This is a genomic window from Mesorhizobium sp. M0077, assembly GCF_040322955.1.
Lineage (GTDB): Bacteria > Pseudomonadota > Alphaproteobacteria > Rhizobiales > Rhizobiaceae > Mesorhizobium.
In genome coordinates, this window is the sequence record NZ_JAMYUL010000003.1 from 302,596 (window position 1) to 323,024 (window position 20,429).

The window sequence follows — 20,429 nt, forward strand, 5'->3', positions numbered from 1 at the left end:
CGCGCGTTGCCCTTAACGAGTGGTTGAGATAAACACGCGAAACTCCGGAAGACAAATTGTCGCCGGAATTCCGTCGCAAGAGCGTGGACGATGGGGACCGGGGCCTTTGGCCGGTGACGATCGAGAGGCTGTCTAGAGTGGGACTTTTTGGCATGATCGACAGAACTTCCGTGCGCGTTGCGCTGCTGGCGCCGCTTGTCGCGTCCGGCCTCGCTCTGTCCGGCTGCATGGGTTCGCCGACCTACGGCACCGACAAGACGGCTGGCGAGCAGCTTGCCGGCGACCTTTCCGGCGCCTTCGCCATCACGCCCAAGCACAAGGAACAGATCGACTACAGGCCGCGTCCGGAGCTGGTAAAGCCGGCGCCGGGGCAGAAGGAAGTGCTGCCGCCGCCTCAGGAAAGCATCGAAACGGCGAGCACCGATTGGCCCGAATCGCCCGAGCAGCGCCGCGCCCGCCTGCGTGCCGACGCCACTGCCCACCAGGACGACCCGTCCTATCAGTCGGGGATCGTCGACGACGTGCAGACCGATCCGGCTTCCGTGAAGAAGGCGCTGGCGGATTCGGGCTCAAGCCACCCGCCGGCCTGGTCGCCGAAGGATTCAGACAAGGGCCGCGCCGCCGAGATCCAGCGCCGCACCGCAGAGCAAAAGCAGGGCGATCCCAACACTCGCAGATATCTGAGCGAGCCGCCTCTGGCCTATCGGGCTGCCTCCGACACGGCGCCGCAGGGCGAACTCGGCGAGGATGAATACAAGAAGGAACGCCGCCTCAAGAAGGAAGCGGCCGCCAAGGGCAAGAGCGGCGGGCTCTTCGACTGGCTGCCCTCCTGGTAGGAACCGTCGCCTTCGGTAGCTGAAGGCTCTACGTTTCGCGTCTTTCCCGAAAGAATTCCCTGAGCAGCAGCGCCGCGTCGGCCTCGGCCATGCCCGGATAGATGTCGGGCGTATGGTGGCAGGTCGGCGAAGCGAAGAAGCGCACGCCGTTGACCACCGCGCCGCCCTTCTCGTCGGCCGCGCCGAAATAGAGCCGGCGCAGCCTGGCGAAGGAAATGGCGCCTGCGCACATGGCGCAGGGTTCCAGCGTCACATAGAGGTCGTGACCGGTCAGCCGCTCGCTGGAGAGCGTTTGGCAGGCCGCGCGGATGGCCAGCATTTCGGCATGCGCCGTCGGATCGGCAAGTTCGCGGGTGCGGTTACCGGCGGATGCCACCACCGTGTCGCCGCTGGCGATGACGGCGCCAACCGGAACTTCTCCGCGCAAGGCGGCGGCTTGCGCCTCTTTCAGCGCCAGCGCCATGAAATCCGGCCGCTTCACGCGGTTTCCATTCCGATTATCTCCTCGCCACTTGGCGGTGATCCTGTTATGGAGCGCGTCAACCCGAATATCGGAACAGATTTTCGGAAATGATCATGCGCCAAATCAAAGTGCTATAGCGTCCTTTGCGCGCCCGAAAGGATGCGCCACGCTGTAGCAGCGCAACAAGGCAAAGGCCACATGGACGACAACGACAAGAAATCTCCGCGCCACAAAGGCCCGGGCAAAAGCGGCCCTGGAGCCGCGGGGCCGCGCCGCGATGGCGCCGCCGGCAAAAGCGGCAAACCCTCCTTCGGGGCCAAGAAACCCTATTCGCCGCGCGGCGCCCGGCCGGCAGCGGCTGAGGGCGAGCGGCCCAAGCGCGATTTCAAAAGTGGCGACCGGCCATTCAGCAAGGGTCCTCGTCCCGAAGGCAAGCCTTTCGAAAAGCGCGAGGGACCGCGCAAGCCATATGCACCACGCGGTGACCGGCCGATGGCAGCCGAAGGCGAGCGCAAGCCGTATGAAAAGCGCGAAGGGCCGCGCAAACCCTATGCGCCGCGTGGGGATCGCCCTATGGCGGCCGAGGGTGAACGCAAGCCGTATGAAAAGCGCGAGGGGCCGCGCAAGCCTTATGCACCGCGCGGCGATCGGCCGGTTGCGGCCGATGGCGAGCGGCCAAAGCGCGATTTCAAGGGCGGCGATCGGCCGTTCAGCAAGGGGCCGCGTCCCGAAGGCAAGCCTTTCGAAAAGCGTGAAGGGCCTCGCAAGCCCTACGCACCGCGTGGCGATCGGCCTGCTTCCGCCGAGGGCGAAAAGCGTTTTGACCGGCCAAAGCGCGATTTTGGCGATCGCCCGCAGCGCGACGCCGGAGATCGTCCCAAGCGTGACTTCAGCGATCGCCCCAAGCGCGATTTCGGTGGTGACCGGCCGCAAGCATCTGGCGGCGCCTTCAAGCCGCGCCCGCGTCCGGCAGATGCGGAAGAAGCCGGCGAGCGTATCGCCAAGCGGTTGGCCCGCGCCGGCCTGGCGTCGCGCCGCGACGCCGAAGACCTGATCGCGGCGGGCCGTGTCAAGGTCAACAACCGGGCTTTGACCTCGCCGGCCTTCAACGTCATGCCGGGCGACATCATCCATCTCGACGGCATGGAGATCCCGCCGATCGAGCGCACCCGCCTGTTCCTGTTTCACAAGCCTGCCGGCGTCGTTACCACCAACCGCGACCCCGAGGGCCGCAAGACCGTGTTCGACGTGCTGCCGGCCGAATTGCCACGGCTGATGACCATCGGCCGCCTCGACATCAACACCGAAGGCCTGCTGCTGCTCACCAACGATGGCGGTCTGTCGCGCGTGCTCGAACTGCCTGCCACTGGCTGGCTGCGCCGTTACCGCGTGCGCGTTCATGGCAAGGTCGAGGAAAGCATGCTCGCAGGCCTGCGTGAAGGCATTGCCGTCGACGGCGTCTTCTACGGCGCCATCGAAGCGACGCTCGATCGTGAACAAGGCACCAACGCGTGGCTGACGATCGGCCTGCGCGAAGGCAAGAACCGCGAAGTGAAGAACATCCTTGGATCGCTCGGCCTCGACGTGACGCGGCTGATCCGCATCTCCTACGGACCGTTCCAGCTCGACGATCTCGCCGAAGGCCATGTGCTGGAGATCAAGGGCCGCGTCTTGCGCGACCAGCTCGGCGAGCGACTGGTCGAGGAATCCGGCGCCAATTTCGACGCCGAGATCATCAAGCCGTTTTCCAACCAGCCGGTGCGGCGAGAGCGTGACGCGGAGCCGGAACGGCCGAAAGTCACCCGCGAGGGTGACCATCGGCCGATCGGCGAGGGCGGTCTTATCAAGAACCGCAAGCGCCGCGAAGGCAGCCGCGACGAAGCGCTCGGCAAGCTGTCGACCAGTCCCGAAAGGGGCGCGAGGCCGGAAAAGAGCTTTGGCGAACGCGGCCCGAGACCCGAGCGCAGCGAGTTTTCGGACAAGCCGCGCAGCGAGTTTCGCGAAAAGCCGCGCGGCGATTTTGGCGACAAGCCCCGTGGAGGCTTCGGCGACAAGCCGCGCGGCGCCTTTGGTGACAAACCGCGCGGCGGCAAGAAGCCCGAGCGCGAGCAGCGGCCGATCGATCCGCCGGGCCAGCGCAAGGCTAATGTCTGGATGGCGCCGGGCGCGCGTCCGATCGGCAAGGGCAGGGCGGAAGCCGATGCCGCCAAGGCGGCCGAGGCCAAGGCGCGCAAGGCGTCGTTCAAGCCGTCCTATGGCAAGCCGTCCGATGGCAAGCCGGGCGGAGCCAAGCCGTTCGGCAAGCCGGGTGGCGAGCGTCCGGATGGCGGTCGGGGCGGCGAGCGGCCACGCAACGGTCCCAAGGGCCCGAGGACCAGATGATGCCGGGACTTAAATGAGATCCGGCCTTAAATGAGACCCGGGCATAAATGAGAATCGTCGGCGGCCAATTTCGCGGGCGTCCGCTGGCGACGCCGCGCGACCATGCCATCCGCCCGACGACCGACCGCGCCCGCGAGGCCGTCTTCAACGTGTTGGCGCACCGCTTTGCCGACAAGCTCGACGGCGCGCGTGTGCTCGACCTTTTCGCCGGCACCGGCGCTCTCGGCCTCGAAGCGCTGTCGCGCGGCGCTTCCTATGGCGTCTTTATCGAAGAATCGGCCGAAGGGCGCGGCCTGATCCGCACCAATGTCGAAGCTTTTGGCCTTACCGGCCGCACCAAGATCTTCCGCCGCGACGCGACCGCCCTGGGTGAGGCCGGTACGCTTGCGGCATTCGGCCTGGTCTTCGCCGATCCGCCCTATGGCAAGGGCCTTGGCGAGCGCGCCCTGCGCTCGGCCAGGGATGGCGGCTGGTTGCTGCCCGGCGCGCTCTGCGTGATCGAGGAAGCCGCCTCGGCGCCCTTCGAGATTGGGCCGGAATTCTCGGTGGTTGATGAACGAAACTACGGCGAGACGGTGGTCCGGTTCATCGAGCTTGCGTAAGGGTGTGGCGATCGGCGCCTTCAAAATGACGCACAATTCACTTTGCCTCCGCGGCTGACCTTGCCTATCGTCGCGCGATAACAACCGGAGCCATCAATGACATCTCATACTGAATGGCTGCGGAGGGCCTTGCTCGCCACCGCGCTGACCATGGCCGGCCCGGCCCTGGCCGCGGATGATGGCAAGGTGGCCAACTTCCTGCTCGACAATGGCATGGAGGTGGTGGTCATTCCCGATCATCGCGCCCCCATCGTCACCCATATGGTGTGGTACAAGATCGGCAGCGCCGACGAGCCGCCAGGCAAGTCCGGCATAGCGCACTTCTTCGAACACCTGATGTTCAAGGCCACGACCAACCACGCCGCGGGCGAGTTCGACCGCGCCATATCGGCCATCGGCGGCTCCAACAACGCCTTCACCTCATATGACTACACTGCCTTCCACGAGACGGTGGCGCCCTCGGCACTTGGTGAGATGATGAGCTTCGAGGCCGATCGCATGCGCAACCTCATCTTGACCGACGAGGTCATCAAGACCGAGCGCGACGTGATCCTGGAAGAGCGCCGCGCGCGCATCGACAGCAATCCGCAGGCGGTGCTCGACGAAGAGGTCGACGCGACGCTCTGGCAGAACCAGCCCTACCGCATTCCGGTGATCGGCTGGATGCAGGAGATGGAGCAGTTGAACCGCACCGATGCGGTTGCCTTCTATGACAAATACTACCGCCCCAATAATGCGGTGCTGATCGTGGCCGGCGATGTCGAGCCGGAGGTCGTGAAGGCGCTGGCCGAAAAAACCTATGGCAAGGTCGCGCGCGGTCCCGACCTGCCCCCGCGCATCCGCCCGGTCGAGCCGGAGCAGAACACCAAGCGCACGGTGACGCTCACCGATGGGCGCGTTTCGGTGCCGAGCTTTTCGACGCAATGGGTGGTTCCGTCCTACCACACGGCAAAACCCGGCGAGGCCGAGGCGCTCGACCTGCTGGGAGAGATCCTTGGCGGCGGCAGCCGCAGCAGGCTCTACCAGCAACTCGTGGTCAAGCAAGGCATCGCATCGGCGACCGGCGCCTTCTTCCAGGGTACGATGCTCGACGCCACCAATTTCACCGTCTATGGCGCGCCGCGCGGCGACGCCAAGCTGAGCGACGTCGAGGCGGCCGTCGACGCCGAGATCGCCCGCATCGTCAAGGACGGCGTCACCGCCGATGAGCTGGAGAAGGCCAAGGCCCGCTATATCAGGGCCATGATCTTCGCCCGCGACAAGCAGGACGAGATGGCCAATCTCTACGGCGCCGAGCTCGCCACCGGCGGCAACGTCAGGGATATCGAGGAATGGCCGGACCGCATTCGCAAGGTCACCGCCGATGAGATCAAGGCGGTCGCCGCACGCTATCTGCTGCTCGATCGTACGACGACCGGCTATCTCTTGCCGCAGCAACAGGCGGGGAATTGATGATGACGAGATTGAGCGTTAGCGCTGCCCCTCACCTGCCTGCCGGCATCCTCTCCCCCTATAGTGACGGGGAGAGGGGCGCTGTCATCGTCGATTTCGCCAACCATCAGCGTCGTAAGAAGAGCGCCAGCGTCGCGGCGAGACCCCTTCTCCCCGTCACTATACGGGGAGAAGTGCCCGGCAGCGCGATGAGGGGCGGAGCTGACCTTGGCGATCAATGGCCTGATGCGATTACTCATAGGCGCATCGCGGTTCTCCACGTCTTCGCCACACTGTTCCTCGGCATCTTCTTCCTCATCCTGCCGGCGCTTGCCGCGCACGCGATGGACATTCAGCCGGTGACCTCATCGAAAGGCGTCAACGCCTGGCTGGTCGAGGACCACTCCATTCCGATCGTCGCCATCCGCTTCGTGTTCGATGGCGGCTCGACGCAGGATCCGGCGGGGCGGGAAGGGCTGGTCAATCTGATGACCGGCCTATTCGACGAGGGCGCCGGCGACCTCGACAGCGAGGCCTTCCAGATCAAGCTTGACGATGCCGGCGCCGAAATGGGCTTCGAAGCGGCGCGCGACGGCACCTATGGCGCGATGCGGATGCTGGCCGAGCAGAAGGATGCGGCCTTCGACCTGCTCAGGCTGGCGGTCACCAGCCCGCGCTTCGACCAGGCGCCGATCGACCGTATCCGCGCCCACATCCTGTCCGGCATCATCGCCAATGAGCGTGACCCCAACACCGTCGCGCAAACCAAATGGCTGCGCGCCATCTATGGCGACCATCCGTATTCCAGGCCCGACCAGGGCACCAAGGACAGCATCGCCACCATCACGGCAGCGGATCTGGCTGCCTTCCACAAGGCCAATTTCGCCCGCAGCGGCCTGCATGTTGCGGTGGTCGGCGACATAGATGCCGCGACGCTGAAACGGAAGCTCGATGAGGTCTTCGGCGATCTGCCGGAAAAGCAGGTGCTGCAACCGGTTGCCGATACCGAGCTGAAGCTCGGCCAGCAGCTCGAGGTCGACTACGACCTGCCGCAGACCTCGCTGCAGTTTGCCTACCCCGGTGTGAAGCGCGATGCGCCGGATTTCTTCCCCGCGGTGCTGATGAACCAGATTCTCGGCGGCGGCACCTTCACCTCGCGCCTCTATGACGAGGTGCGGGAAAAGCGCGGCTTGGCCTACTCCGTCGATTCCAACCTGGTCGACCACCAGCATTCCAATGCGCTGATCATCACCACGGCGACGCGTTCCGACCGCGCCGCCGAGACGCTCGCCATCGTCAAGGAGGTGGTCAAGAAGATGGCGCAGGAGGGGCCGACCGAGGCCGAGCTGGACGCGACCAAGAAATACATGGTCGGCTCCTATGCTATCAGCAATCTGGATTCTTCCAGCGCCATTGCCGCGACCCTGGTGGAATTGCAGCTCGACAATCTCGGCATCGACTACGTGCAGCGCCGCGCGGCGCTCATCAACGGCGTGACGCTCGATCAGGTCAAGGCAGCGGCGAAGAAGCTGCTGACGCCGGCGCCCGCGATTATGAGCATCGGGCCGAAGCTGGAGGCCAAATGACAGGTCCGACTTTCGGTATCGCCTTTGGCGGCGGCGGCGCGCGCGGCCTCGCCCATATCCACATCGTCGAGGCGCTGGACGAGCTCGGCATCAAGCCCGTGGCCATCGCCGGCTCCTCGATCGGCGCCATCATGGGCGCCGGCATGGCCTCGGGCATGAGCGGAAAGGACATCGAGGACTACGCCCGCTCGATCCTCGGCCGCCGCGCCGAGGTGGCGGCGCGCATGTGGCGCTCGCGTCCCGGCACCATCGCCGAGGCGATGCAGGGCGGCATCCGCGTCAGCCAGTTCAACATAGAGCGCATCTTGAAGGCGTTCCTGCCGGAAGCCATCCCGGAAACCTTCGCCGAGCTGATGATCCCGCTCAAGGTGACGGCGACGGACTATTTCGGTCACAAGCTGGCCGTCTTCGACGAGGGCGACCTGCATTCGGCGCTCGCCGCCTCGGCTGCCATTCCCGCCGTGTTCCGCCCGGTGACGCGCGACGACCGCGTGCTGATCGACGGCGGCATCTACAATCCGGTGCCGTTCGACCTCATCGAAGACGCCGCCGACATCATCATCGCGATCGACGTCGTCGGTGCGCCGAGCGAGGCCGAGCGCAAGCACCCGACCACCGTCGATCTGATGTACGGCGCCACGCAATTGATGATGCAGTCGATCATCGCCCACAAGCTGAACCAGCGCCCCCCCGACATACTGATCCGCCCGCCAGTGTCAAAATACCGCGTGCTCGATTTCATGAAGATCGACACGCTGCTGGCCGAGACGCAGGAGGTCAAGGACCAACTGAAGCGCGAGGTGGAAAGAGTGGTCGAGGCGCATGCCAAGGGCAAGCGGGGGAAGAAAGCAGGGTGAGCTGCCGATCTCCCCCCTCGAGGGGGAGATGGCCGGCGGACCAGAGGGGGTCGTCTCGCGTGAAGCTCGACCTCCTACGGTCGATAGGAGGTTGCGTCAGGACGGACCGACCGCCTCTGTCGCCTTCGGCGACATCTCCCCTCAAGGGGAGATTACCCACCAGCGTCTCACACCCTCCCAGCCGCATATTCCAGCGCCACCACGCCATTGCTGAACTGTACGGTCGAGATCGGCTCCAACGCCACCGGCATATCGGGCGGGAACAGCTTCTTGCCCTCCCCGACGGAGCCAGGGTAGCTCAGCAGCCTGACGCGATCGACCAGACCATGGCGCAGCAATTCCCGCGCGACGCTCAGGCTGCCATGCACATAGATGTTGCCGCCGCTGCCTTGCTTCAGCGCCCGAACCGCTTCCGGCAACACACCCTTCAGCAACTCGGCCGGTTTCCAGTCGAGTGCCTTCGGGCTTGTCGACGCGACATATTTCGGCAGCGCATTGAACCGGTCGGCGAAGTCTCCGGTTTCCTTGGGCCAAGAGCCGGCAAAAATCTCGTAGGTCGTGCGCCCCAGAAGCATGGCCCCGCTGTCGGCAAGCTCGTCCTCCTTGAACCTTTGCATCTCATCGTTCCAGGTCACGCTGGGCAGCTTCTCGACCTCGGCGATGCCATCGATGCTGATGAACTCGGTGATAATAAGGTTTCTCATGGCGCTCTCCTTCTTCTGTCAAAGGACGAACCGTGTGAGCCTTTTGCGACCGCTCTGCGAAAAAAAAGCGCTTTGTTGAGCAGGCGTTGCTGTCGGGCGCTGGCCCATCGCGCTTAAAGGGGGGCGCTTCGGACACCATCGACAAACGCCAGAACGACCACACACGGAGCAACGCAGTAAACCAGTCTCGCTCTGCGGCCCGTCTTCGTCACAGCGTCGCTTGCGTCGAGATCGACGGTGATGTCCTCATAGCCCAGCACTTCGCCATCAAGCGGGTAGGCGGCCTTGTAGACAGCTTCCTTGGCGGCAAAAAGGATGCGACCGGCAAGATACGGGTCGGTTGCGTCGATCCGGTCAGCGGGGACTGCAACCAGCGCGAAGATGTCGTCGGGCAGGGGCAAAGCGGGCTCGATATCGATGCCGAGCGAGGCGACGTGGGAGAGCGGCGCGACGGCCGCCACGGCTATCTCGTCGTCGTGAGCCAGCGACCCCGTTACTCCATGAGGCCATACCGGTGCGCCGGAGGAGCCGCGGAGGATAGCGACGTCGTTCAAGCCCATATCCGCCAGCAGCTCGTGCGCGATCCACCGCGCCGCGCCACTCGCCCGCCGCATCAGCGGCAGGCGTGACGGGATGGAGCGTGCTTCCTGCGGCAGCAAATGGTTCTCATCGCCTTCGCGGATCGTGCGGCATCCGATCTGAACGCCGGCCGGTGCCATGGCGGCCATCGCCGCCAGCAACTGCGCCGACAGGCTGCCACCGGCATCGAGCGGGCGCGTCATGGCTGGCCGCCCCGCAGAGCGAGGTCGGCGATCATTTCCCCGTCCTCGTCGGGCCCTTCTTCGACGAAACCGGCAGCGCGATAGAGGCGGCGTGCCGCTTCATTCCCAGGTTCGTAGCAGATCGAAACGTGGCTGATGTGGCCGAGCCGCATGATTTCATCCAGCACTTCGCGCAAAGCGGCCTTGCCGTAGCCTTGGCCCTGATGGACGCGATCGATCATGAAGCGGTAGATCCGCGCCTCGTCGTCGTCCTCCGGCTCCTCGTACATCAGGAAACCGACGACGCGATCCCCTGCCATGACGACGCGCGGCCGTGCGTCCCCGTCGGTTTCGGCTTCGTCCAGCGACTCCGCATTGCTGGCGACAAAATCGATCTGATCCGCGGCCAGTTGCAGGGCCGCGACCAAGGCCCGGTTGGCCGCAGTCAGCGAAACGAGACGGACGTCTGCGCCCATCAAGCCGTTGCCTTGACGCTATCCTCCGGCACCGGCTCGACGAAGCGATGCAGCTTGGCCGGGTTGCCCCGCCAGATCGAGTTGGGCTCCAGCTCTTCGCCCTTCATCACGAAGGAGTCCGCGTCGACCATCGAGCCTTTGCCCATCACTACGCCGTAGTGGACAAAGGCGGAAGGTCCGAGCGTGCAACCATCGCCGATGCGGATGAAATCGGACTTGAACGCGCCTTCTTCCAGCGAGTGGGCCTGAATGACGCAGCCCTCGTTGAGCGTGACGTCGTCGCCGATCTCGACCAGCGAGCGCTCGGTCAGGTTGCTGCCGCCATCATAGACCCGGCTGCCGACCTTGACGCCGAGCAGGCGCAGGATCATCGGCCGGAACGGCGTGCCGGCGAACAGGCGCACGATCGGCGAATCCGCCAGCTTCCAGTGGCGTTCGTGGCGCCAGAAGGCGACGTCGTAGATCGTCGTCATCTGCGGCTTCAGCCGGCTAAAGCCAAGGCTTGCCCGCTCGACCAGAATGTAGAACGGAATGGTGATCGCCGAGGTCAAAAGCACAGCGGCGAACAGGGCGACCTCCGCCCATTCCGTATAGTAGTTCAGCGCCCGGTCCCAGATCGCCAGCGTGACGAACAGCATGACCCATTGCGTTGCCAGGAACAAAAGGATGGTCACCAGATTGTGCCGGTTCTTGTGCGGGATGCGCCGGCGCCGGTCGGTCTCGTCGACGCCGGCGATAAGCTCCTTGTCGCGGTTCACCATGCGCGGGATTTCAAAGGCAGGCGAACCGAGAAGGCCGACATTCTGGCGCACCGGCCCGTCGATGGGGATCATCACCTTGGTGCCGAGCAGCACGTTGTCGCCGGTGCGGCCGTCCGGCGGATAATAGATGTTGTTGCCGAGATAGTTGCGTTCGCCGATGCGCGTCGGCTCGAGCCTGAAGGCCGAGGCGGATTTGTGCATGTTGATCATGAACAGCCCGTCCGAGACCATGGTCTCGGTGCCGATCTCGCACAGAAGCGGATTTTCGTGCTGCTGGTTGGAGCCGAAATTGGAGCCGGTCTGCACCACTCTGTTTAGGTTCCAGCCGATGGCGCGCATGTAGTGCACGATGGCCGAGCTGTCGCCGGCCAGGAGCCCGAGCACGCGGGAATTGCTGGCGAATTCGGCGACGGTCTGCAGCCAGTAGCGGAAACCGTAAAGCGTGTAGGTGCGGCCCGGCTTCAAGATGAGGCTGGTCAGGCGCGGCACCAGCGTCGCTGCCAGGAAAGCCGCCGCGATATAGCCGAAAAGCGTGACCGTGGTGCCGATTGCGACAAGGCCGATCGTCTCCTGATAGTCGTCGCCGACATATTCCCAGTAGCTGTGGAACAGGAGCGGCAGCGGGGTGACGAGGCCAAACAGGCCGACCAGCTGCAGCGCTTCATAGAGGAAGCGCCGGACCTGGTAAGGATTGACATTGCGCACCTTGCAATAGTCCGCCGTGGTCGGCACCGCCGGCGATCCATGCCAGTGCTCGCCGTCGGGAATGCTTTGCCCGCGATGCAGCGAGGACGAATGGCCGAGCTGGGCGCCGTTGCCGATCCTGGTGTCGATGTCGAGCGTGGAGCCGACGCCGACGAAGGCATCGCGGCCGATGGTCAGCGGCCCGGTGTGGATATAACCGGACTGGGCCCTGAAGCCGAGGATCATCGATTCCTTGCGCAGGATGGTGTTGGCGCCGATGGAAATAAGATCCGTGCAGACGGGCACGGACTTCGATTCGATGACGGCGTTTTTCCCGAGTTTGGTGCCGAGCAGCTGCAGATAGAGGCTGTAGAGCGGGCTGCCGCGGAACAGCACGACGGGTGCGGTGCGGATCAACGTCTTGACCACCCAGAAGCGGAAGTAGCGCACGCCCCAGATCGGAAACGCCTCGGCCTTCCAGCGGCCGATGAGCACCCATTTCGCCAGGACTGCAAAGCCCGACATGCCGAAGAACACGGCGGCCGAGAGCGCCACGCACCGGATATAGAGCTGCAGCGGATCGTCGAGCGCGTCATACATCCAGTTGAGGCCGTCATTGATCGCCCAGAGCGCCACGTAGCTGTAGAGGCCGTAGAACGAAAGCTGCGCCGCGCCGCAGGTCCAGTAGGCGAAATTCGAGGCCCGGCGGGTGAGGACCGGCTCGTTGGTTGCCGTCGTCATCTCCTCCGCTACCCCCAGATGCAGCGCCAGGCGCGCCACTGTGGGATAGAGATAGATGTCGCGCATCGACGTCGTCGCCCATGCCTTCCTGGTGCGCACGCGCGCGCAGAAATGCGCCATCAGCAAGGAGTTGGCGCCGAGATCGTCGAAGAAGTGATCCTCGACCGACACCGCGTCGAATTTCAGCACCGTGGCCAGCGCTTCCGCCAGGAAACGCTCGTCCTCATTGGCGGGCGGCACCATCGTGCGATCGGCCGAAAGCCGGATGCTCGTCGGCTTCGGCAGCTGGCGCAGGTCTACCTTGTTGGAGACGGTCATCGGGATGGCAGGCAGTTCCTCCAGATAGGCGGGCACCATGTAGTCGGGCAGCCGCCGCTTCATCGTCTGGGCGAGATCCGCACGGGAAACCGCCGCTACACCGGTTTTAAGCGCGTAATAGGCAACGAGTTCGACGCGGCCGGGCTCGATCTCCCAGGTGGTCACGGCGGCCTGGGCGATCTCGGGCTGGTCGAGCAGCACCGCCTCGATCTCGCCGAGTTCGATGCGATATCCGCGAATCTTCACCTGCGTGTCGATGCGCCCGGCATACTCGATCTCGCCGCTATCGTTGATCCGGCCAAGATCGCCGGTGCGGTAGATGCGCTGCGACGGGTTGTTCGGCAGGCCGACGAAATCGGCGATGAATTTCTGGTCGGTCAGGTCCGGCCGGTTCAGATAACCGACGGCGAGCCCGATGCCGGCAATGCCGATCTCGCCCAGTTCACCGGGCTCGGCAAGTTGCGGCAGCGAAGCGTCGAGAATGACGATCGAGTAAGTCGGCAACGGCGCGCCGATTGTGACGGGACGGTCCGGCGTCAGCGCCCCCATCGTTGCGGTGACGGTCGCCTCGGTCGGCCCGTAGGTGTTGAGGATCTGCCGGCCCGGCTTCGACCAGCGCACCACCAGATTGTGCGGGCAGGCCTCGCCGCCCACCAAAAGCGTGCGCAGGCTGGGAACGTCCGATGTCATCGATGACAACAATGTCGGGCTGCAGGCCATGCAGGTGATGTCATGGAGGCGCAGGAAATCCGCCAGTTCCTCGCCCACCAGCGGCATCTGGCCAGGTGCCGGCACCACCGTCGCGCCGGCGACGAACGGCACCCAGATCTCTTCGGAGGAAAAGTCGAAGGCAATGGTCATGCCCTGATACGCCCGGTCGCCCGGCCGGTAGCCGTAGGAGGCGGCCGCGACGTGTATGAAATTGACGAAGCTCTGGTGCGTGATGACCACGCCCTTGGGCTTGCCAGTGGTGCCCGAGGTATAGAGGATGTAGCAAATGTCGTCGGCCGCCTGCGGCTTCAGCGGCGCGGGCGACTGCGCGGAAATCTCGGCGGCGGCGCTGTCGATCAGCACATGCGGAACGGGCAGTTGACCGGCGCGCGACGCATAGGCGGCGATGGTGACGATCATGCTGACGGCGGCGTCTTCGATGATCAGCGCCATCCGCTCCTGCGGAAACGCGGTGGCCAGCGGCACGAAGGCAGCCCCCGCCTTCATCACCGCCAGCAACGCGACATAGGTTTCCGCCGATCGGTCGAGAATGAGCCCGACCCGGTGGCCCGGCCGCACGCCGTGCTTGATCAGCATGCGGGCGAACTGGTTGGCGCGGCTGTTCAGCTCCTGATAGGTCCACACGCGCCCTTCGGAGATCACCGCCGGCAGTGCGGCAAACGTTACGGCGAGCTGCTCGAACACCGTATCGAGCCGCTCACCCGGCTGCCGGGCAAAGTCGGCGCCCGTCAGGACCTGGCCGTTCCTTGTCGGGCCGCGAGCGATCCGTGCCAGCGCATCGATGCCTGGCAGGCCGCCGATCGGTGTTGCCGCGTCGCTGTCCAGTTCGGCGATATCGTAGTCCATGTCCATACTTTCTCGTCCTCGCCGGGCATCGCCCGGCTGTTCGTGCCGCCGCTGGAGGAGGCACTGCGCCGCCGCTGCGATTTTGTTGGTGGAGGGCTTCCAAAAAGGAAGTGCCCGGAATCCCGACGGGGAAGCTTATGCCACCCGATCTTTTCGCCGGTTTTTCCGAACTGTTGAATTTTGTTTCTGGAGTGTGTCTGGGCGGGGAGCTTGGCCGGCCGCTCGCTGCACCTTGCGGGGGAGGGCTTCAGCGTTGGTGGCAACCCGGAAACAGAATATGAGCGAACCTCATGCGGACGACGCCGGCGAGCTGTCTATCTTGGAGCGCTACGGCGACCCAGCAGCAGAGCGATGCCCAACGCCGGAAGCGTCGCCGCCGCGACGGCCAAGAAGACGAATTGCAGCCCGGTCGACGCGGCGACCAGGCCGAGCGCCGGACTGCCGAAGCCGAGCGCCACGTCGAGGAAGACGGTGTAGAGTCCCATGGCCAGGCCGCGGCTGCGCGACGGAAGACGGCTTACGGCCTCGGCGCCGAGACCGGGATAGACCAGCGAGTAGCCGAGGCCAGTCAGGCCCGCTCCGATCGCGGCGACAACAGGCCCGGTCGCAAGCCAGACCAGCATCAGCCCTGCCGCCTCGACCACAACGAAGATCACAGCGACGCGTGCGCCCCCAAGCCTGTCGGGCAGGTGGCCGAAGCACAGCCTTGCCACGATCAGCGACGCAGCATAGGCCGTGAAAGGAAGCCAGACCGGCTGCCAGCCCCGCTCGGCGAAGAGCAGGGCGCCGAAGCCCAGAATAGCACCATAGCCGAGGCTGCTGAAAGCAGCTCCGACGCCAGGAAGCCAGACCGCTTTCGCCACGCTCCTCCATGATTGCGGCGCGCTGCTCGCGACAGCGCTGGTGCCGCGCATCGGCAGGATGGCAAGCAGCGTCGCCAGCGGCAGGATGATCGTCGCGAGTGCGATCGCGGTGAAACCGCTCGCTGCATAAAGCGCAGATCCGGCCGGCGCCCCTAGCGCGAGCGCCGCAAACATCGCCGTGCCCACCCAGGCTATGACTTTTCCGGAGTTCTGTCCGCCCGCAACGGAGAGGCCCCAGGCGACGCCGCCGGTTATGATGAAGCTCTCGGACGCGCCCAGTACCGCCCGTCCGGCGAACAGCGCCGATGCGGACGCTACCGGCCGGTCGAGCAATGCCAGCGAGCCGAGGTAAAATAACCCGGCAAGGGCAGCGGCAATGAGGCCGACGACGACGGCGCGCTTGCCGCCGCGTCCATCGGCATAGTTTCCAGCCCCGATGCGCGACAGCATCGAGGCGACGAACTGGCTGCCCGTCACCAGCCCGACTGCGAAGGGGCCGAAGCCGAGCTGCAGGTGAAGATGCAGCGGCAGGACGGGTAGCGCCAGTCCGATCAGCAGGAAGCCGGCGAAGACAGCCGCCATGATTGGCACCAGTTCCGCGATGACGCCATTTCGGTCTGACATCCGCGCCATTTTGGCCTTCGGTAACCCAACTGTTCGGATCAGTAGCGTTCGTAGGTTACGCGCCAGCCTTCGGCCGGGTTGTCAGGCGTGAGGACCAGTTTGTTGCCCGAGACCTCGAATTTGCGTTTCATGCTCTTGCCGACAAGGTTGCGGACCAGGGAGGACTCGATCGTGATGACGAAGGTCTTGTCCTGGTCGTTGATGGCGACCGGCCCGTAATAGGCTTCGTAGCCATTCGCCGTGTAAGGCGTGTCCGGCGCCTTGGGGTCGGGGTTCTGCGCCTGCACAGAGAGGGTGCCGGCCTCGGTGAAGATGACCTGGCCGGAATAGGACACGGGCTTGAGGTTTCCCTCGGCGCCGGCCTCGAGCGAAATCATGCGCCATGCGCCGATGATCGCGGATTCTTGCGAGAAAGCCGGCGTGGCGACCGAAAGCGCAAGCGCAAGCGCGGCAATCTTCAATCTCATAGTCATATGTCGTTGTTCCTTTTCTGAGTTGTGGGTACGCACAGGCGGTCCTCGATCTTTGCTCACACCGAAAGCATGACCTTGATGGCGCGACGCTCGTCCATGGCGCGGTAGCCTTCAGCGACCTCGGCCAGCGGCAGCTTGAGGTCGAAGACCTTGCCGGGCTTGATCCGACCTTGCAGCACACGGTCCATCAGGTCGGGCAGGAAGCGGCGCACCGGCGCCGGGCCGCCCAGCATGCGTTTCTGGCCGAAGAATAGTTTTTGGCCGTCGAAGTTCACGCCATGCGGCACGCCGACATAGCCGATGGTGCCGCCGGGGCGGGAGCAGGCCAGCGCCTGGTCGAAGGATTCTCCCGTGCCGACGCATTCCAGCACGGAGTCCGCGCCGACGCCCTTGGTGAGTTCCTTGATGAGGGCCACGCCTTCCTCGCCGCGCTCGGCGACGATGTCGGTGGCGCCGAACTCGCGGGCGAGTTTTTGGCGGCTGGCGTGCCGGCTCATGGCGATGATGCGCTCGGCGCCCATCGCCTTGGCCGCAAGCACGCCCATCAGGCCGACCGCACCATCGCCGACCACCACCACCGTCGATCCTTCGCGGACCTCGGCTGCGTCGGCCGCATACCAGCCGGTGCCGAGCACATCGGACACCGCCAGCAGGTCAGGGATGAGTTCGGCCGGCGGCACTTCGGCGGTGGCGACCAGTGTGCCATCCGCCAACGGTACACGGGCGTAAGGCGCCTGCGCGCCCGACATGAACTCGCGCTGCACACAAGACGACTGGAAGCCGAAGCGGCAATGCGGGCAGGTATTGTCGGAGAGGCAGAACGACCCGACGACGAACTGGCCGGGACGGACGGTGCGCACCTCTGCGCCGACCTCGACGACGATGCCGCAATATTCGTGGCCCATATGCATCGGCCCGGCGACCGGCTGCAGCCCGCGATAAGGCCACAGGTCCGAGCCGCAGATGCAGCTTGCCGACAGCTTGATGATGGCGTCCGTCGGCCGCATGATTTTCGGATCGGCGATTTCCTCGCAGCGTATGTCGCCCGGTTTGTGAAGAACGGTTGCAAGCATGTTGGTTCCTTTCGAGGGGAGAAGATCAGGTGCCGTAGTCGGCGTCGCTGACATGTTCCAGCCAGTCCACGACCTTGCCGTCCTTGACCTCCTGGAGGGCGATGTGGGTCATGGCGGTCTGAGGCGACGCGCCGTGCCAGTGCTTTTCGCCGGGCGCGAACCAGACGACGTCGCCCGGATGGATTTCCTCGACCGGGCCACCTTCGCGCTGCACGCGGCCCAGGCCGGAGACGACGATCAGCGTCTGGCCGAGCGGATGCGTGTGCCAGGCGGTGCGGGCGCCGGGCTCGAAGGTCACCTGTGCGCCTTGAACCCGCTCGGCGTCGAAGGGGTTGAAGAGCGGATCGATCCGCACCGTTCCGGTGAACCAGTCAGGCGGTCCCTTGCCGGAAGGCCTGGTGCCGGCGCGAAGAATGTCCATGGTGATCTCCTTTGCGTCCTCAAATGCGCTCGATGCGAAGCGGGAATTTGCCGCGAATGTGCAGGGCCTGCTCGCCCTCGTCGAAGCGGCCAAGCCTGATCAGCCCGGGATGGCGGTAGTCGGCGTAAAACATGGCCAGGTTGCCCCAGGGCATGAAATAGCACAGGTCATAGGGCTGCTCGTCGGCGAACGGGCCGCTTCCCTCCTCGGTCAGCTTGCGTGGCAGATAGGCGATCTTCTCGTTATGGGCGTAGTCATCGATCTCGAGGTCGAGCGGCAGCATGGAGAAGAAGTCGCGCGCCGAGGGATTGTCGTAGAGCGTGGCGGTCATGATGCGGCCGTTGAAAACCATCCTGATCTTCATTTCGGTGGGCTCCTGGCTGACGGGAGATTGGCTTTCCTGGCTGGCGGCTGTGCGAGGCAGGGCCGCCACCGCGAGCGCGACGCCGAGCAATGTCCGGCGGCTGAGCGGCGCACGTTCGATCGTCATGGCAAAGACCTCCGGGCCATATGCGCTGCGGCGAGGGCGGCGAGCGCCGATCCGCAGAGCAGCAGCGCGCCCAGAGTGAACGGTGCCCACCAGCCGACCGTATCGAACAGCGTGCCGCCGATCGCCGCGCCGCCGGTGATGGCGAGCTGGATCACGGCTACCTGCAACCCGCCGCCGGCCTCCGCGTCGTTCGGCAAGGTTCGGCTGAGCCACGTGCCCCAACCAACCGGCGCGGCCATGCCGAAGAAGCCCCAGGCAACGAGCAGCAGCGCTGTGGGACCCGGGAGTGCACCGAAGGCGATGAGCGCGGCGGCCAGCGCAGCCATGACCAGCGGGATGACGGTGAGGATGCTGAACAGACGCGTGCGCAGAAGCCGGCCGACGCACCATGTGCCGAGCACCCCGGCCAGCCCCATCGCCAGCAAGACCGCCGAGAGGGCGGCGATATCGAGCCGGGTGACGTTCTCGAGGAAGGGCCGCAGATAGGTGAAGAGCGCGAACTGACCCATGAACAGCATCATGATCGACGCCATGCCGGTGGCAACGGGAAGACGGCCGAGCAGCGCCAGCGGATTGCCGGCACGCTTCCTCCGGCGCGGCGGCAGCGGCGGCAGGCTTGTCCACTGCCAGGCCAGCGCCAGGAGACCAAACGGCACGACGAGGAAGAAAGCGCCGCGCCAGCCGACATAGGCGCCGAGAAAACTGCCCAGCGGCGCGGCGATGGTGGCCGCAATGGCATTGCCGGCGTTCAGCATGGCGAGACCCTTCGGAACCATGTCTTGCGGCACGAGGCGCATGACGATCGCGGTCGACATCGACCAGAACCCGCCGATCGCGATGCCGAGCAGCGCCCGGCCGACCATGAGCAACGCGTAGTTCGGCGCGAAGGTGACAGCCAGACCGGACACGATGAGGAGGAGGGTGAAGCCGGTCACGACCAGTCGGCGGTCGATGTGGCGCGTGAGGCCGGCGACCAGCAGGCTGGTCACGACGGCGAAAGCGCCCGAAATCGAGATCGCCTGTCCCGCCCGGCCCTCGGTGATGCCGAGATCGGCCGCTAGCGGCGACAGCAGGCTGACCGGCATGAATTCCGATGCGATGAGCACGAAAACACATAGCGCCATCGACAACACCGCGCCCCATGCGGCGCGGTTTTCAACAAGCCTTGTGTCGTATGTGGTTTCCATGATTGGCATCCTGGCAAAGCGCCGGACGGATCAGCCGCAAATTCCCGTCGCTGCCAGAAGATATTGCAGGGGAACCCATTTAAGTAGACTAAGCAATCCGCATGGACTTATCTGCTCATGATATGAATGTCCGATGGGAGGTGCCCTATGCAGCGCGATGGCATGAAGGATCTGCTCTGGTTCGTGGCGGTCGCCCGGGAGCGCAGTTTCACCAGGGCGGCGGCAAAGCTCGGAACCTCGCAGTCGACCCTGAGTTCGACAATCAAGGAGCTTGAAGCTCGTCTTGGCGTCCGCCTGCTGACGCGTACGACGCGGAGCGTCTCTCCGACCGAGGCCGGCGAGCGACTTTTCCAATCTCTCGTTCCCCGCTTCGAGGAAATCGAATCCGACCTCGCAAGCCTGGTGGCCTTTCGCGACAAGCCCTCCGGAACGGTCCGCATCACACTGTCCGACCATGCGCTCCAGACGACCGTCTGGCCGAAGCTCCAGCCCTTGCTCAACGACAATCCCGACGTGCGCGTCGAGCTCTACAGCGACAACGGCATGAAGAACATTGTGGAGGAGCGCTTCGACGCAGGTGTGCGGCTCGGCGAGAGCATCGACAGGGATATGATCGCAGTGCGCATCGGGCCGGATTGGAGGCTCGTGGCCGTGGCTTCGCCGGACTATTTTTCCCGCCATCCGGTTCCGACCGCGCCCCAGGACCTGGTTGATCATGACTGCATCAATATGCGGCAGGCGACGTTCGGCGGACTGTATGCGTGGGAATTCGCCAGGGACGGCCGCGACCTTCGTGTGCGGGTGGAAGGCAAACTCACCTTCAATTCGTCCATTCCCATGATCGAGGCTGCGACAAGCGGTTTCGGGATCGCCTATGTCCCGGAAAACCTCGTCAGCCACCACATCGCCGATGGACGCCTCAGGCTCGTGCTTGACGACTGGAGCCCGCCATTTGCCGGCTATCACCTCTACTATCCAAGCAGGCGACAGCTCTCCCCCGCAATGGCGGTGATCATCGACGCGCTCCGCCATCGCATCTGACCCGAGACTGTTTGGATCATGAAGTTGGCCTTGGTAAATGGCAGGTTCTGCCCGGCGATATCGTAGTCCATGTCCAT

18 protein-coding genes are annotated in these 20,429 nt (G+C 64.8%); 7 read left to right on the forward strand and 11 right to left on the reverse strand.

Annotation, left to right across the window (positions count from 1 at the left end; all coding sequences use genetic code 11):
• Positions 1-152: 152 nt before the first annotated feature.
• A complete protein-coding gene (locus tag NKJ57_RS08755) occupies positions 153-836 on the forward strand; it encodes a hypothetical protein (protein ID WP_023682973.1) in 684 nt (227 codons plus the stop codon).
• A gap of 28 nt (positions 837-864) precedes the next feature.
• On the opposite strand, the gene NKJ57_RS08760 is transcribed toward NKJ57_RS08755, so the two are convergent.
• Entirely contained in the window at positions 865-1,317 is a 453-nt protein-coding gene (locus NKJ57_RS08760; protein ID WP_023694762.1) for a nucleoside deaminase, read from the reverse strand.
• A 180-nt stretch (positions 1,318-1,497) separates the two neighbouring features.
• Here NKJ57_RS08760 and NKJ57_RS08765 point away from each other — a divergent pair, with 180 nt between their 5' ends.
• The 5 genes from NKJ57_RS08765 to NKJ57_RS08785 all read left to right on the forward strand — a co-directional run bounded on the left by NKJ57_RS08765 (position 1,498) and on the right by NKJ57_RS08785 (position 8,157).
• Positions 1,498-3,681: a pseudouridine synthase gene (locus NKJ57_RS08765; protein WP_352510802.1), complete on the forward strand. Its 2,184-nt coding sequence runs from the start codon at positions 1,498-1,500 to the stop codon at positions 3,679-3,681.
• A gap of 47 nt (positions 3,682-3,728) precedes the next feature.
• Positions 3,729-4,283, forward strand: a complete 555-nt coding sequence (rsmD, locus tag NKJ57_RS08770; protein WP_023697689.1) for a 16S rRNA (guanine(966)-N(2))-methyltransferase RsmD — start codon at positions 3,729-3,731, stop codon at positions 4,281-4,283.
• 96 nt (positions 4,284-4,379) lie between these two features.
• Positions 4,380-5,735 (forward strand): M16 family metallopeptidase, encoded by a 1,356-nt coding sequence (locus NKJ57_RS08775; RefSeq protein ID WP_023750501.1) that lies wholly within the window; start codon positions 4,380-4,382, stop codon positions 5,733-5,735.
• A 188-nt stretch (positions 5,736-5,923) separates the two neighbouring features.
• Complete coding sequence (locus NKJ57_RS08780) at positions 5,924-7,300, forward strand: M16 family metallopeptidase (protein ID WP_352510801.1); 1,377 nt, start codon at positions 5,924-5,926, stop codon at positions 7,298-7,300.
• Entirely contained in the window at positions 7,297-8,157 is an 861-nt protein-coding gene (locus NKJ57_RS08785; protein WP_352510800.1) for a patatin-like phospholipase family protein, read from the forward strand. Before NKJ57_RS08780 ends, NKJ57_RS08785 begins: the two co-directional genes overlap by 4 nt.
• Positions 8,158-8,324: 167 nt before the next feature.
• Here NKJ57_RS08785 and NKJ57_RS08790 read toward each other — a convergent pair whose 3' ends face one another.
• From NKJ57_RS08790 to NKJ57_RS08835, 10 genes are all read right to left on the reverse strand, one after another.
• Positions 8,325-8,861 (reverse strand): dihydrofolate reductase family protein, encoded by a 537-nt coding sequence (locus tag NKJ57_RS08790; RefSeq protein ID WP_023697685.1) that lies wholly within the window; start codon positions 8,859-8,861, stop codon positions 8,325-8,327.
• Between the two features lie 113 nt (positions 8,862-8,974).
• Positions 8,975-9,643: a 4'-phosphopantetheinyl transferase family protein gene (locus NKJ57_RS08795; RefSeq protein ID WP_031198138.1), complete on the reverse strand. Its 669-nt coding sequence runs from the start codon at positions 9,641-9,643 to the stop codon at positions 8,975-8,977.
• Positions 9,640-10,098, reverse strand: coding sequence for a GNAT family N-acetyltransferase (locus tag NKJ57_RS08800; protein ID WP_352510799.1), 459 nt, complete (start codon positions 10,096-10,098; stop codon positions 9,640-9,642). The genes NKJ57_RS08795 and NKJ57_RS08800 overlap by 4 nt, the downstream gene beginning before the upstream one ends.
• Positions 10,098-14,186, reverse strand: a complete 4,089-nt coding sequence (locus NKJ57_RS08805; protein ID WP_352510798.1) for a Pls/PosA family non-ribosomal peptide synthetase — start codon at positions 14,184-14,186, stop codon at positions 10,098-10,100. The genes NKJ57_RS08800 and NKJ57_RS08805 overlap by 1 nt, the downstream gene beginning before the upstream one ends.
• Positions 14,187-14,494: 308 nt before the next feature.
• Positions 14,495-15,676, reverse strand: coding sequence for an arabinose transporter (locus NKJ57_RS08810; RefSeq protein ID WP_352510797.1), 1,182 nt, complete (start codon positions 15,674-15,676; stop codon positions 14,495-14,497).
• A 29-nt stretch (positions 15,677-15,705) separates the two neighbouring features.
• On the reverse strand, positions 15,706-16,140 hold the full coding sequence (locus tag NKJ57_RS08815; RefSeq protein WP_352510796.1) for a lipocalin-like domain-containing protein: 435 nt from the start codon (positions 16,138-16,140) through the stop codon (positions 15,706-15,708).
• A gap of 56 nt (positions 16,141-16,196) precedes the next feature.
• On the reverse strand, positions 16,197-17,213 hold the full coding sequence (locus NKJ57_RS08820; protein WP_352510795.1) for a zinc-dependent alcohol dehydrogenase family protein: 1,017 nt from the start codon (positions 17,211-17,213) through the stop codon (positions 16,197-16,199).
• A 25-nt stretch (positions 17,214-17,238) separates the two neighbouring features.
• Positions 17,239-17,634 (reverse strand): (R)-mandelonitrile lyase, encoded by a 396-nt coding sequence (locus NKJ57_RS08825; protein ID WP_352497283.1) that lies wholly within the window; start codon positions 17,632-17,634, stop codon positions 17,239-17,241.
• Between the two features lie 19 nt (positions 17,635-17,653).
• A complete protein-coding gene (locus tag NKJ57_RS08830; protein WP_352460531.1) occupies positions 17,654-18,124 on the reverse strand; it encodes a cyclophilin-like fold protein in 471 nt (156 codons plus the stop codon).
• Positions 18,121-19,311: an MFS transporter gene (locus tag NKJ57_RS08835; RefSeq protein ID WP_352510794.1), complete on the reverse strand. Its 1,191-nt coding sequence runs from the start codon at positions 19,309-19,311 to the stop codon at positions 18,121-18,123. The genes NKJ57_RS08830 and NKJ57_RS08835 overlap by 4 nt, the downstream gene beginning before the upstream one ends.
• A gap of 147 nt (positions 19,312-19,458) precedes the next feature.
• Here NKJ57_RS08835 and NKJ57_RS08840 point away from each other — a divergent pair, with 147 nt between their 5' ends.
• Positions 19,459-20,352: a LysR family transcriptional regulator gene (locus tag NKJ57_RS08840; RefSeq protein ID WP_352510793.1), complete on the forward strand. Its 894-nt coding sequence runs from the start codon at positions 19,459-19,461 to the stop codon at positions 20,350-20,352.
• Positions 20,353-20,429: the final 77 nt, after the last annotated feature.

Bases quoted from the DNA above. Each gene is read 5' to 3' on its own strand.
- NKJ57_RS08755 (WP_023682973.1), top strand. From the start codon at position 153: ATGATCGACAGAACTTCCGTGCGCGTTGCGCTGCTGGCGCCGCTTGTC.
- NKJ57_RS08765 (WP_352510802.1), top strand. From the start codon at position 1,498: ATGGACGACAACGACAAGAAATCTCCGCGCCACAAAGGCCCGGGCAAA.
- rsmD (WP_023697689.1), top strand. From the start codon at position 3,729: ATGAGAATCGTCGGCGGCCAATTTCGCGGGCGTCCGCTGGCGACGCCG.
- NKJ57_RS08775 (WP_023750501.1), top strand. From the start codon at position 4,380: ATGACATCTCATACTGAATGGCTGCGGAGGGCCTTGCTCGCCACCGCG.
- NKJ57_RS08780 (WP_352510801.1), top strand. From the start codon at position 5,924: ATGAGGGGCGGAGCTGACCTTGGCGATCAATGGCCTGATGCGATTACT.
- NKJ57_RS08785 (WP_352510800.1), top strand. From the start codon at position 7,297: ATGACAGGTCCGACTTTCGGTATCGCCTTTGGCGGCGGCGGCGCGCGC.
- NKJ57_RS08790 (WP_023697685.1), bottom strand. From the start codon at position 8,861: ATGAGAAACCTTATTATCACCGAGTTCATCAGCATCGATGGCATCGCC.
- NKJ57_RS08795 (WP_031198138.1), bottom strand. From the start codon at position 9,643: ATGACGCGCCCGCTCGATGCCGGTGGCAGCCTGTCGGCGCAGTTGCTG.
- NKJ57_RS08800 (WP_352510799.1), bottom strand. From the start codon at position 10,098: ATGGGCGCAGACGTCCGTCTCGTTTCGCTGACTGCGGCCAACCGGGCC.
- NKJ57_RS08805 (WP_352510798.1), bottom strand. From the start codon at position 14,186: ATGGACATGGACTACGATATCGCCGAACTGGACAGCGACGCGGCAACA.
- NKJ57_RS08810 (WP_352510797.1), bottom strand. From the start codon at position 15,676: ATGGCGCGGATGTCAGACCGAAATGGCGTCATCGCGGAACTGGTGCCA.
- NKJ57_RS08815 (WP_352510796.1), bottom strand. From the start codon at position 16,140: ATGACTATGAGATTGAAGATTGCCGCGCTTGCGCTTGCGCTTTCGGTC.
- NKJ57_RS08820 (WP_352510795.1), bottom strand. From the start codon at position 17,213: ATGCTTGCAACCGTTCTTCACAAACCGGGCGACATACGCTGCGAGGAA.
- NKJ57_RS08825 (WP_352497283.1), bottom strand. From the start codon at position 17,634: ATGGACATTCTTCGCGCCGGCACCAGGCCTTCCGGCAAGGGACCGCCT.
- NKJ57_RS08830 (WP_352460531.1), bottom strand. From the start codon at position 18,124: ATGACGATCGAACGTGCGCCGCTCAGCCGCCGGACATTGCTCGGCGTC.
- NKJ57_RS08835 (WP_352510794.1), bottom strand. From the start codon at position 19,311: ATGGAAACCACATACGACACAAGGCTTGTTGAAAACCGCGCCGCATGG.
- NKJ57_RS08840 (WP_352510793.1), top strand. From the start codon at position 19,459: ATGCAGCGCGATGGCATGAAGGATCTGCTCTGGTTCGTGGCGGTCGCC.